Source organism: Maribellus sp. YY47 (assembly GCF_023111095.1).
In the GTDB taxonomy this organism is placed as follows: domain Bacteria; phylum Bacteroidota; class Bacteroidia; order Bacteroidales; family Prolixibacteraceae; genus Draconibacterium.
The window spans coordinates 3,066-17,969 of sequence record NZ_JALGYW010000019.1; the positions used below are offsets into that span (position 1 = coordinate 3,066).

Annotated in this window: 1 protein-coding gene; it reads right to left on the reverse strand. The window is 48.3% G+C overall.

The genetic code is table 11. The annotated features are described in order from the left end of the window. Positions 1 to 14,904: PKD-like domain-containing protein (locus tag MR764_RS15295; protein WP_247980313.1), on the reverse strand; the 14,904-nt coding region annotated here is incomplete at both ends.

Consider the following 14,904-nt stretch of genomic DNA (forward strand, 5'->3'; position numbering starts at 1 on the left):
AGTAGGTTCGCCTATTTCATCGCTGATCAAGTCACAACCACCATCTGTAATTTCATCTTCCACATCCGGAGGACAGGTAATGGTTGGCAACTGATCATCAGTTACGGTAATGTTAATATTACAGGTATATACGTTACCCGAGGCATCAACAATGGTCCAGGTTACCGTATGGGTACCCACTTCAAAGCGCTCGGTCAAGGCATTTAAGGTAACAACCGTTCCTACCGCTGCCGGCGGAGTGACTGCAACCGAAGTTCCTCCGTCGATCTGATAAGAAACGCTAAAGCTTTCCACACATAAATTATCGATAACCGGAGCAGGTACCGTGACCTCGGCATCGCATAAATCAGTTTCTGCAGATACGCTGATCGTGGATGCCGTTGGATCCGGACAGGTTACTTCAAAGCGTGGATCGACAGTGTTCTTAATCCATATCCGGATGGAACACTCCGCTGAATTTCCGGCAATATCATACACGGTATAGGTAACCGTAGTAATGCCCACGTTCAAGTCGGCATCGCTTACGTAATTAAAACCTGTAGCCGGGCTGCTTCCTGTTGTAGCTCCCGATAAAGTATATACCAGGCGGTCTAATCCACAAACATCGTCGATTACCGGGTTTGGAACATTGGTAGGTTGCCATTCACAGCCATCTCCCGACACTGTTTCTTCAAACAAATCGGGTTCAGCATTTGAACTCACCGGACAGGCAATGGTCGGAGGCACATCATCGCGTACCGTAAAGCTTGCGGTGGTTTCATTTGTATTTCCACAATCGTCGGTAACCGTAAAGGTAACGGTAATGGTATAATCAATACCACTACGCACCCAGCTCTGGCTTGCACTGTTATTGGTCCATTCCAGATTTGTATCGCAGTTATCCGTTGCCCGGGCACCTCCATTGTCGGCCAACCAGTTCAGGAAATCGGCATTGGTAGCCGGGTCGGGCGAGTAACAATCCGCTATTCCATTGGAAGCTTCCTGACTGAATACCGGATCGGTGGTATCATCGATGGTAAAGATTTGGGTGGCTGTGCCGGTATTACCGCAACCATCGGTGGCTGTAAAGGTACGGGTTACGATCCACGGACAAGAGCCAGCCGTTTTATCCACATATGTAATTTCGTAAGTACAATCTTCCGTTACACTAAAGCCGTAGGTTGCCTCCTGTCCTTTGACCGGAACCGCGGTTTCGCTATAGGAAGGCAGACCGGCCAGCACCGAGCATGCTTCAATTTCCTTATCGTCACCCGCGGTAACAACCGGAGGAGTTGTATCATCGATGGTGATTACAAATGTTTGTGTGGATGAAGCAACATTTCCACAGGCATCTGTTGCAGAGTAAGTCCGGCTGACGGTCCAGGGACAACTTCCTGTTGTAACATCGATATAAGAAACAGAAGCTAAGGAACAGTTATCGGAAGCATCTCCGCCTTCTGCCTGCAACTGGGCCAGTGTAATTGTTGAACCCGACGGGCTGTAAGGCAGCAGTCCTTCCGAAGCAAGAGCAGTAGCGATATCGCAGGCTTCGATAGTTTTATTGGTTGGCGAGCTGATGACTGGCACTACCGTATCGTCAATGGTAAAGGTTTGGGTTGCCGTACCTTCATTTCCACAGTCATCCGTAGCGGTGAATGTGCGGGTTACCACCCACGGACAAGAGCCAGCCGTTACATCCACATACGTAACTTTGTAACCACAATCTTCCGTCACACTGAAGCCGAATGTTGCTTCCTGACCGGTTACTATCACTGCCGTTGTACTGTATGATGGCAGACCGGCCAGCACCGAACAGGCTTCAATCACCTGATCATCATCTGCGGTAACGACCGGAGCAGTTGTATCGTCGATGGTAAAAATTTGCGTTGCTGTGCCCACATTTCCGCAGGCATCCGTAGCCGTGAATGTGCGGGTTACCGTCCATGGACAAGAGCCAGACGTTGCATCCACATAGGTAATTTCGTAAGTACAGTCTTCATCCACGCTGAAGCCGTAGGTTGCTTCGTCACCGGTTATTGTTTGCGAAGTTTCGCGGTAAGTCGGCAGACCGGCCAGCACCGAACAGGCCTCAATGTTCTGCGCTGTTCCCGGCGTAATGACAGGAGCAGTTGTATCGTCGATGGTAAAGGTTTGCTTTGCCGTACCTACATTTCCGCAGGCATCGGTAGCGGTGAATGTCCGGGTTACCACCCATGGACAAGAGCCAGTTGTTACATCCACATAAGTAATGGTGTAATTACAATCTTCATTGACACTGAAGCCGTAGGTTGCTCCCTGACCGGTTATTGTAACCGAAGTTTCGCGGTAAGTTGGCAGACCGGCCAGCACCGAACAAGCCTCAATATTTTGATCTGTTCCCGGCGTAATTACGGGAGCAGTTGTATCGTCGATGGTAAAGATCTGGGTTGAAGTGCTTACATTTCCGCAGTCATCCGTAGCAGTGAATGTACGGGTGACCACCCACGGACAAGAGCCAGCCGTTACATCGATATAAGTAATTTCGTAAGTACAGTCTTCATCCACGCTCAAGCCGTAGGTTGCTTCGTCACCGGTTATTGTAACCGAAGTTTCGCTGTAAGTTGGCAGACCGGCCAGCACCGAACAGGCCTCAATGTTTTGCGCTGTTCCAGGCGTAATGACAGGAGCAGTTGTATCGTCGATGGTAAAGATTTGGGTTGCTGTGCCTGTATTATCGCAACCATCGGTGGCTGTAAAGGTGCGGGTTACCGTCCACGGACAAGAACCAGACGTTTTATCCACATAAGTAATTTCGTAAGTACAATCTTCCGTTACACTGAAGCCGTAGGTTGCCTCCATTCCTTTGACCGGAACCGCGGTTTCGCTATAGGAAGGCAGACCTGCCAGCACCGAGCATGCTTCAATTTCCTGATCGTCATCCGCGGTAACAACCGGAGGAGTCGTATCATCGATGGTGATTACAAATGTTTGTGTGGATGAAGCAACATTTCCACAGGCATCTGTTGCGGAATAAGTCCGGCGGATGGTCCAGGGGCAACTTCCCAGAGTCACATCGATATAAGAAACAGAAGCTAAGGAACAGTTATCGGAAGCATCTCCCCCTTCTGCCTGCAACTGGGCCAGTGTTATCGTTGAACCCGATGGGCTGTAAGGCAGCAGTCCTTCTGAAGCAAGAGCAGTAGCGATATCGCAGGCTTCGATAGTTTTATCTGTTAGCGAGCTGATGACCGGATCGGTTGTATCGTCGATGGTAATCTTCTGAGTACATGTAACGGAATACAGGCCGCAAAGATCGGTGGCCTTATAAGTACGTGTAATTACTTCAGGACAGGTATTTCCATCGCTAACATCTCCTTCGTGCGTTATCGTTACCTGCCCACAGATATCGGTTACACTTACCACATTAATATCGGGAGCCGGCACATCATCGATACATTCCACTACAATATCGGCTGGACAAGTAATTACAGGTGGTATATTTACCAAAACAGTAATAAGCTGAACTTTAGAAACCGAATTTCCGCAATTATCGGCAAGAGTCCAGGTACGGGTAATGGTAATTGCACCACAGTCATCTTCTGTTGAAGTTGCATCGCTATAGGTCGCTTCCAGGCCTGTTGAACAGTTGTCTCTTTCGTCGGTTACATCACCGGTGTGAGCTACCGATGCATCGTAATTACAGTCGGCATCTTTATAGATGGTTATATCGGCCGGGACTGTAAATTCAGGTGGTTCATTGTTATCGAGTACGGTAATGGTTTGTACGCCCGTAGTAGTATTTCCACAATCGTCGGTCAGACTCCAGGTACGGGTAATAATTTCTTCACCTTCACAAGCACCCGGCAGTACGACATCGGTATAGCTGGCATTCAGGCCGGTAGAGCAATTATCGGCTTCATCGCTCACGTCACCGGTTACACTGACCGAGGCATTGTAATTACAGTTGGCATCTTTTGAAATGCTCTTATTGGCAGGTACAGTAAAGGTAGGCGCTGTATAGTCGATGGATCGTATTACGGCAGGTGATTCGCTACATACCGAATTCTCGCTTATATTGCCGACAGGAGTTGGATCGCAGAGATTTGCTGTAACATAACGGGTTTTTATGTAGTATCCCGGAGAACAATTGTCGGCTGTAGGAGGAATGTTGGCTCCCCAGGTAGCTCCATTGTCGAAACTGTATTCGATGTTAAATCCATCGACTGTTGGAGGAGGCGTTACCACAATCGGACCACAACCTGTATTAACGGTTGGAGTCGGCGCTTCCGGGAATACCACAAAATTGGCTGAACCCGTACATCCACCGGATGGTGTCTCATAGGTAGCCACGTAACATCCGGGAGTAGTAGGTGTAAATACTCCGGCACTGGTAATGGTACCGCCTCCGCTCACCGTCCAGGTACCTCCTTCAGTCCCGTTGGTCATGGTAAAGATTACATCTCCACCGCCCACACAGGCATTAACCGTTTGTACTTCCGGATATTCGTATACCCACACCAGGTGTTCGGTTGCCGACCCCGGGCATCCGGCAACGTACATGGTTAAGGTATAAGTGGTTGAGGTTCCCGGATAAACCGTCACCGGCGAACCGGTTACGCCAAGCGGAATTTCTTCCACCGGCCCCCATACATAGGTTACATCAGCCGGAGGAGAAGGCAAGGTAATGTTATCAATGGCCCAAACACTGCATTCACTATTACTATCGAAATTAAAACGAATGCGCAAATTGTCCATGCCAATATAGGGTGAAAGGTCAATTTCGATTGGATTCACCACATTGGGCATTCCGCTGTTTAAAGTTCCGGTATAGGAGGCTAAAGTAGTATTATAGGTATCTCCACCGTCCAGCGATATTTCTACTTTAGCAGTTGCTCCCGGAGCCAAATCATAGGCATGATCAAAATTAAGCTCGGCTGACGACATGGTGGATAACAACTCAAAAATGGGTGTTTCCATCCAGGAGTTCATATTTTCTCCCGGTTCCCCCATAACGATAGAAAATTTCTTTTCACCGGAATCATAGTCTGTACCGCAGAATTGTTTTGGACCATTGGTTTCGGCCCAAGGAGTAGCATTTTCATTGTCACCTGAAGCCGGGAAAGGATGCAGGATAACTCCATCCTGCCAGATTCTCCATCCTTTTGGATTAGCCGTATTAAAAAGTCCACCTGCAATAATGCTAAAGGTATCGGCAACCACATCAACAGTACCATATAAAATTACCGGTTCGCCGGCACAGGCATTACCTCCTACCGATGTAATTATCGGTTTAAAGGAAGGAATGACGGTTACACGTGCTATTGCCGAATAAAAAGGATCGCAGGAACCATTCTGCACCAATACTGAAAAGAGCGTCGTATTGGGAAGATTATTATAGGTATAGGAAGCGCCGGTGTGGGGAATGGTATCCCAGGTCTGGCCACCGTCGTATGATGCTTCCCATTGAACGATGCTACCCGAGTAGTCTATGAGTGTTAACGTTCCGGAGTTTGCTCCTAAAGTATCCGTACAAGTTGTGGAAATAGCCGGAGACAATATTCCCGGATCAGCCAGATTGTCAACGGTTATGGAACCGCTTTCTGAAACGTTTTGACACGGTCCGGTTGTAGTCACCGTATAATTGTAGGTTCCGGCAACCGAAGGTGTACCGGAGATGGTATAAATACCTCCGGCTTCGGTAAATTCAACTCCCGCAGGCAGCTGGCCGGTAAGTACTACACTGCCTGCCGAACCACCGCTGGAATAGTTGATGGATGTAATAGGAGTATTGATACAAACCGTTTGATTGGGATCGCCACTATCCCGTGAAAGTGTGGCATCCGGATTAACCGTTATAGTCCCGGACAGTGATGGATTATTGCAAGATGATCCGCTGGTAGTAACGGTAAACGGATAGGTGCCAGCAGCCGCAGGTGTACCTTTAATGGTAAATAATCCATTGCTATAAGTACCGCTTACTCCCGGAGGTAAAGAACCTGAGGTAATACTTGCTCCGTTTGCACTTCCTCCGATGCTGTACGTAATGTTGGGCAGCGGATTATTGATACAAAGTGTTGGGTTTGCATTCCCCCCGGCCAGGCTTATGGTTCCGTGGGTATTAATGGTTAAGGTACCACTTATGGATGGATTTACACAAGTGCTTCCGGTAGTCGTTAATGTATAGCTGTAGGTTCCGGTTTCAGTCGGTGTGCCACTGATCGTATATTCTTTTGTGCTGTTATTGTAGCCCTGCGTTAAACCGGCAGGTAAGGCGCCGGTTAAAGTCGCGCCAGTGGCCGAACCGCCAATGGCAAAAACAATGTTGGCAATGGCATCGCCTTCACATATTGTTTGATCTTTACTGGCCGGATTGCTTATCGTTCCGTCGGTGCCAATCGTTAAGGTTGCCGAACTTGAGGTAATTGAACCACATGAAAAGCCTCCGGTTCCTTTGATTACGACATCATAAACTCCGCCGTCGGCCGGAGTTAGATTGCTTAAGGAATAACTGGACGATGTAGCTCCGGAAATATCCACTCCACCTTTTCTCCATTGATAAGTGAGGGCAGCGCCATTGGCCCCGGCTGTCACGGTAAAGATGACATTCTCTCCCGCGCATTTAGTTGCCGAAGCAGGCTGTTTGCTTATGGTAATGGCGGCATCAACATTCAGAGTAACTGTTGCAGACTGTACCGGCGAACATTCAGATGCTCCACTGACCACCACATAAAAGGAACCTTCGTCAGCTAAGGTTACTGCGTTAAAATGAAGAGTAGCAGCTGTTGCTCCCGAAATTGGGAAATTATCTTTATACCATTGATAGCTTAGATTGTCTCCGACAGCAGCCACCGTCAGGTCAGCCGATTCTCCCACACAAACTCCGGTGTTGGCGGGTTGAGAGGTGATCACCACTTTTTTCTGAATGATGATTGTTACGGCATCGCTTACCGGGCCGCAGGGCCCTGCCGGGTCGTTGGTTGTCAGCGTTAATGTTACTGATCCGGCATTAATTTCAGTGTTACTTGGAGTATAGGTAGCATTCGGAGTATTTCGATCCGGACTGAATGTTCCCGTACCGCCAACCCAGGTAGCAGAGCTTGCTCCACCGCCGAAACTACCCGTTAATACCACCGGATCACCCTGGCAAACGGTTTGATCGTCTCCGGCGGTAACTGTAGCTATTGGATCAACCTGTATCGTATAGGTGTCTGTTGCAACTCCACAATTGATATTGCTTGTCACCGTCAGCGTCAGCGTTACGGTTTGACCGGCATCCCCGGCTGCAGGAGTATATGTCGGGGTTAAAGTGGTTGACCCGGAAGTAATTGATCCAGCTCCGTCCTCAGTCCAGCTAATGGTTCCGTAAGCGGCATTAGCCTCACCCGGTAATAAAGTATAAGTATTATCAGCACATATCGTGGTAACACCTCCTGCAGTAGCTGTAGGCAGTGGATCGACATTTACGGTGTAGCTTGCAGTTGCTGTTGCTCCTGCACAATTATTGGTACTGCTAACAGTCATTGTCAGAATCACGGAATTGCCCGCATCTCCAGCCACAGAAGTATAGCTTGGTGTTAAAGTTGTCTCATTGGTTAAACTACCTGCTCCATTGTGTGTCCACAAAACATCGCCGTTACTTGCTGATGCTCCGCTAACTGTCGCTGTTTCATCTGCACATATTGTCTGGCTGCCATCGGCAGAAGCAGAGGGTAGCGGATCAACAACTACAGTGTAGCTTGCAGTTGCAGTCTCACCGGCACAACTGTTGGTACTGCTAACTGTCATTGTCAGAACTACTGTCTTGCCTGCATCTCCGGCTGCCGGAGTATAAGTTGGAGTTAATGTTGTCGCATTGGTTATAGAACCCGAGCCGTTATGCGTCCATAATATACTGCCATTATTTGCTGATGTTCCGCTAACCGTAGCTGTCTCATTCATACAAATGGACTGACTACCTCCGGCAGATGCCTCTGGCAGCGGATCCACAACAATCGTAAAGCTTGCAGTCGCGGTCTCTCCTGAACAACTGTTCGTCCCGCTAACCGTCATTGTCAGCTCAACTGTGTTCCCCGCATCTCCAACTCCGGAAGTATAAGTTGGTGTTAACGTAGTAGCATTTGCTAGCGTACCTGTTCCGTCGTGGGTCCACAAAATAGTACCGTTACTTGCTGACGCTCCGCTGACTGTCGCCGTTTCATTGGCACAAATGGTTTGACTGCCTCCGGCAGAAGCTGTGGGCAGCGGGTTAATCGTTATGGTTCTGGTATCAGTTGCCGCGGTACACCCCCCCGGGGCATTTGTAGTGAGCCGTAATGTAACTGTTCCACTGAAATTAGCCGCCGGCGTGTAGGTCACCGCTGCAGGATTGTTTGTTTGAGCAGAGCTGCTCAATGTACCTCCTCCATTCACAATTGACCATGCTCCTGTTGTAGCGCCACCACCAATGCCGGCCCCTGACAAGGCAAGTGCTGACGGTGTGGCTGACTGACAGACAATATCCGGCCCTCCTGCTTCTGCTGTTGGGTAGGCCAAAACAGTTATGGTCATGGTATCGTTTGGCGAACTACAACTCACCAAACTAGGATTTGCCGCAATAACGACTCTCAAGGTTCCGAACGTAAATCCGACAGGGAAGTTAAATCGAGAATTCAAATCATCGGGACTTACGATAGTACCTCCATCAATGGCGACCCAATCCCATTCTTTTTTATGGTCGATAGCGCCATCTGTGTCTCCTGAGAGAATCACAAAACCAGAACCCTGGCACACGATCTGATCCGGACCGGCATAAACCGTAGCTGTATTATCAACTGTCACCTGATATGGAATTCCGGGAGTATTGCCACAAACATTTACTGCAGTCACCGTTACATCACCACTGGAAGCCCCCGACGGTACGTTAACCGTAATTGTATTAGTTCCCTGTCCGGTCAGATTGGTCCATCCGGTCGGAACAGTCCAGATATAACTTGTAGCACCACTTACCGGATCAATATAATAGGTTTCAGTTTTTGTCGGACAAATGGCGGAAGCGCCAATAATCTCACCCGGTGTAGCAGGTACATCATCGACACTGATCACCGGTAAAATTCGGGCAGTGCTTGTTCCGCAAGTATTGCTTGCTACAACGCTAATATCTCCGTCTGAAGTAGTCGCGTTAACAGTAATCGAAGTTGTCCCTTGTCCGGAGACGATGGTCCACCCGGCAGGAACAGTCCAGGTATAATTCGTTGCGTTAGGCACAGCTGCAATGCTGTATGTCAAACCGGTATCGTCGTGGCAAACATCGGTTTCACCCGAAATAATGCCGGGAATGGCAGGTGGTAACGGGCTAACATTTATTGTATAATTGGCAGTCGCCTTTGCGGGAGCACACGTGTTGTTACTGGTTACCGTCATGGTCAGCGTAACAGTTTTCCCCGCATCGCCTGCTACTGCCGTGTAGGTTGGTGTCAATGTTGTTCCGTTGGTAATCGAACCCGCTCCGTTTTCGGTCCATAAAATAGTCCCGTTTGTAGCGCTTGCTTCTCCACCGCCAAGGGTGTATGCTTCATCTGAACAAATAGTTGCACTACCTCCGGCAATCGCAGTGGGCAGCGGATCAACATTTACCGTGTAAATTGCTGTTGCAGTAGAGCCACAAGTATTGTTACTGGTCACCGTCATAGTTAGGGTAACCGACGTCCCGGCATCACCTGGAGCGGGAGTGTAGGTTGGAGTTAAAGTTGTTGCACCCGAAGTAATTGTACCTGCGCCGTTTTCGGTCCATGAGATGGTTCCGTTGCTGGCCGATGCTCCACTAACGGTAGCGGCTCCATTTACACAAATGGTCTGGCTTCCACCCGCCGTTGCCGTTGGAAGCGGATCAACCAGAATGCTGTAAGTAGCAATTGCCGTCTTTGTTCCACAGGTGCTGCTACCGGTGACGGTCATCGTTAAGGTTACCGTTTTGCCCGCATCAGCTGCCGATGCGGTATAGGTCGGTGTCAGTGTATTCGCGCCAGCGGTAATGTTTCCGGCTCCGTTTTCGGACCATGAAATTGTTGCGTAATTCGTGGCTGTTGCTTCTCCTGCAGTTAAGGTGTAACTTGAATTTTCACAAATCGCATGGCTTCCACCGGCGTTGGCAGCAGGCAACGGATCAACGTTTATGGTGTAAGTTGCAGAAGCTTCATCATCCAAGGTACAAATCTCACCTGATGCAGTTAAAAGTACGCTTACCACATCACCATCCGAAGGGATATAAGTATAGGTAGCGCTATTGGTTCCAACAACCGAACCATTCTTATACCATTGGTACACCGGAGAAAGCCCGCCATTAGTTGGCGTTGCCGTAAAGGTAACTGAACTTCCGGCACATACAGGATCGGCATTTGCGGCTATACTTACAGCAACATCCACGTTGTCATTCACTGTCATGACGACAGGAGCCGAGGTTGCTTCTCCGTTATTAAACGTACATAAGTCGTCTGATGCAGTTACAAATAGTGTTACTATATCGCCATCAACAAGTGCATTGGTAGTATATGTGTTACTGTTAGTTCCAACCGGAGTTGTACCATTCAGGTACCATTGGTATGTTGGAGCTAGTCCTCCATTGACCACCGTCGATGAAAAGGTTACAGTTTCACCTTCGCAAATATTGTTGGCATTTTCTGAAATCGTAACCGAAGTCGTGTATGACGGATTCACAGTCATGGTAACTGTGTTACTTGCAGTAGTACCCAAACAGGGTGTGCCGGCCGTTGTCGTTACTTCAAACCTGATTTTATCACTGTTTACCAGGTCGGATGTCACATAGGTCAAGGCGCTCTCGCCAATGATTTCTACATTATTTTTATACCATTTGTAAATTGGATTTGTACCTTCATTCGTGACCGTAGCAGTAAAAGTAACTTCGGTTCCAAAACAAATGGTGGTCTGATCTGCTGATATTCCTGCTGTAGTAATTGGTTCGACAGTCAAGGTAGTTGATTGTCCGCTTATAGGCGTAGAGCATGTAGGATTCGATTGATAAGCCACATTCACCAAATTATACACAAAGGTTCCGGCTTGGCTAATGGTTGCCGGTACTGTTTCACTGGCATTTGCCGGGATATCCACTGTAAAGCTGGTTCCTCCGTCGATGTTATAGGTTACAGTAACCGGAAGATCCATTGGATTGGTAAAGATAATGTCTGCTGTTCCGGCATTGTCGCAAACTGTTCCTCCGCCGCTAATGCTGGCTGTTGGTGTCGGATTAACGGTAACATTCACGTTAAAGGTACTTGGATTGCACGTTCCGGAACTTGCACTAACCACGTAGGTAACCACTTCAGCATCGCTGGATGAACTTGTCAATGTTCCGTTAATATCGGCAGATGGTGTAGTATTCTCCACTCCTCCACTCACACCGGCAGGTAAAACCGGGGCAGCCCAGGTATATGTTGTGCCGGAAGGAACAACTCCGTTCACACCGTTTAATGGTTTAATACTAAAGGCTACGCCGTTACATACCGTTGTATTTATCGTGCTAATTACCGGCGTTGGGTTTACTGTAACAATTACCTGGAATTCAATTCCTACACATGCTCCCGATGTTGGTATAACCTTATAGGTTGCCGTTTGTGGGGTATTGGTTGGATTGGTAAGTGTTCCGCTAATTTCAGATAAATTGGTTCCAGCCTGGCCACCTGTAATTCCACCGGTTACAACTGGGATTGCCCAACTGTATGTTGTTCCACCGGGTATTGCACCATTTGTGCCATCTGCAGGGGTTATGGTAAAGGTTTGTCCACTGCAAATGGTTTGTGGAATTGGATCTATAGCCGGGACAGGATCAACCGTAACCGTTAAAACGAAGGGTACGCCGTTACAACCAGCCGATTTAGGCGTAACCGTATAACGTGCCTTCAAGGGCAAACTACCGGAATTGAATAAAGTACCGCTAATGGTACTTGCTCCGCTACCCGCCGTTCCGCCGGTAATTCCGGCATCGACATCCGGTGCCGACCAGCTGTAGGTAGTCCCGGCCGGCACAACGGCGCCATCTACACCGTGCAAAGGAGTAAAGCTAAAACCTGCACCGCTACAAGTACTTATATTGCTTGCATTAATGGAAGCAGCCGGATTAACCGTAACTGTTAGTTCAAAGGCTTCACCTAAACAAGTTCCATTGGAAGGAGTAACTGTATAAATTGCCGTAAGTGTTGCATTTGTCGTATTGGTAAGCGTCGCACTGATGGTACTGGCAGGTATTGTATTTTCAGCCCCACCGGTAAGGCCAGCCGGTAAAATTGGCGCTGACCAGGTATATTTCGTTCCGGAGGGCACAATTCCGTGGGTAATATTAACGGGCTTAACCGTAAAGTTCTCATTGCTGCATACAATGGCTGTCATATCAACAATATCGGGCTCCGGAGTTACATTCACCTTCACCAGGAATACATTGCCCAAACATCCGCCAAATCGGGGATATACCGCATAAGTTACGGTTTGTAATGTATTGGTTGAATTCCCCAATGTTCCGGTTATTGAAGTTCCATTCCCGTCTACTGCTCCCGTAACCCCTCCTGTATTCGACTGAATATTCCAGGTGTAACTTGTTCCGGCAGGAACTATCCCGTTGATCCCGTCTATTGGTGTCGCATCGAAAAAACCACTGTTGCAGATCGTAAGTATTGTATCCTCGATTTGAGGAATAGGATTAATCGTTATTGTGGTGGTTACATCAGCCCCCACACAACCATTTGCCTTTGGGGTAACCGTAAATGTAACCGGCACCGGAGTACTGGTAAGATTAGTCAGGGCCCCGTTAATTGCACTTCCTGAACCTGATGCAGGAATACCGGAAACAAGGTCGGTGTTGTCGCGTGTCCAGGTAAATGTTGTTCCCCCTACACTACTGCTAAGCACAATTTCACTGATGTTTACTCCGGAACACCTCGATCCGTTGTTGTCGGTAATAGTGGCAACCGGTATGGGGTTAACGGTTACCCGTGCCTCAATCTGACTTCCCGGACAACCGGCTGCTTGAGGCGTAATATAAAAGACAACGGTAACAGGAGAAACTGTTGTATTGGTGAGCGTACCACTAATATCTCCTGTTCCATTAGCAGCAATACCGGTTACCGACGTAGTGTTATTCCTTGTCCAACTGTAAGTGGTTCCGGATGTTGTACTCGACAGTGCAATCGGAATAATGGTTTCTCCTGAACAGATGGTCTGACTTTGGGGTGTAGCATTGGCAATCGGTTTTGGATCTACCGTCACGGTAGCCGTTCCTGTGATTCCAATTCTACAATCCGGACTGCTTTGATAAGCGGCACTAACCAGGTTATAATTAAAGGTTCCGGCTGTTGTGGTGGGCGCCGTAATTGTGGCGGTACTGTTTGCCGCAACAACAATGGTTTGAGTCCCCAAGTTATTAATGTTGTATTCTATAATAATCGGTAAACCCATGGGATTGGTGAAGGTTACCGGAGGTCCTGCCTCTCCGTAACAAACAGTTGTTGTTCCGCTTATGATTGCTCTTGGCGTAGGATTAACCGTAATGGTGTAACTTAATGGAGTTCCCGTACATCCGTTGGCTTTGGGTATAATCGTGATGACAGCATCAATAGGATCGTCGGTAGCATTGGTAGCCGTAAATGCTGAAACAGCTCCGGATCCGCTTGCAGCTAAACCAATGCTGGTGTTATTGTTTGTCCAGGTAAAGGAAGTATTGTTAACCGGACCTGTTGGCATAAGAGAGCCAACGGTTGCCCCCTTACAATACACCCGGTCGCTTATCGGGTTCACTGTGGGCGTGGGATATACGGTAATCGTCGCAGAAGAAGGAGCTGTATTGGGACAGCCTACGCCGGTGGCATAACGTACCTCCACCAAATTGTACACGTAGTTCCCGGCGGTTCCTGTGGGGTGTGAAACCGATTTAAAACTCCCCCCGGCAATATCCAGGGTTGTAGCACCACCACCGTTAATATTATAGGTAACCACCACAGCATCTGCCATATTATTGGTGAAAGTAACCACTGGTGCCGGTGCCTCGTTCTGGCAAACCGCAGTTGTCCCGCTAATTGTTGCCTTTGGCGTTGGGCGAACGATAACAGAAACCGAAGCATTTACTGTACAACCGTTATTATCGGTAACTGTAAGCATATAGCTTCCGCTTGCTGCAGTAGTAATATTACTTATTTGTGGATTCTGCACGTTCGAAGTAAATCCGTTGGGACCGGTCCATGCATACAAATAATTCGGTGTGCCTCCTGCTGGAGCGGCGGATAAGGTCAACACGTCACCTTCACAAATTACCGGTGCAGAAGCGCTGGCTGTAACTGTAAGAAGATTCGGAATTGTTATCTGGTAACTGCACTGGTCTTCATTTCCGGCAGCATCAGTTACGGTGTATAAGATTGTCGTCGTTCCTCGGTTAAAAGTATATGTTCCAATGGGTGTAACTCCTGAAGCATTTGTTGCCCCACTCATTGTCCAGCTAAAACTTGTCACACCGCAGTTATCATCATACACCGGGGGAGCAACATTTACTACACCCGTACAGGCAGAATTTCCTGTGGCGGTGTAGGAGGTTGGGCAGGTAATGTTTGGGGCTTCATCATCAGTGACGGTTACCGTAAACGTACATACATCCGTATTGCCTGCCGGATCGGTCGCAGTGGCCGTTACCGTTGTTGTGCCAACCGGGAAAGAAGTACCCGGATTATGACTGTAGGTTACTACTGCTGAACAGTTGTCGGTAGCCGTGGCTGTAAAATTAACAACCGCTTCACAAACCCCGGCACTTGCTGTTTGAGTAATATTACCCGGGCAGGTAATCTGTGGGGCAATATTATCAACCAGAGTCAGTGTAGCTGTACAGTCATCTGTATTGCCGGCAGGGTCAGTAACTGTGATCGTTACAACTTGCGTCGATCCGTCGATACTTCCAAACTTGGTTCCCGCAACCGG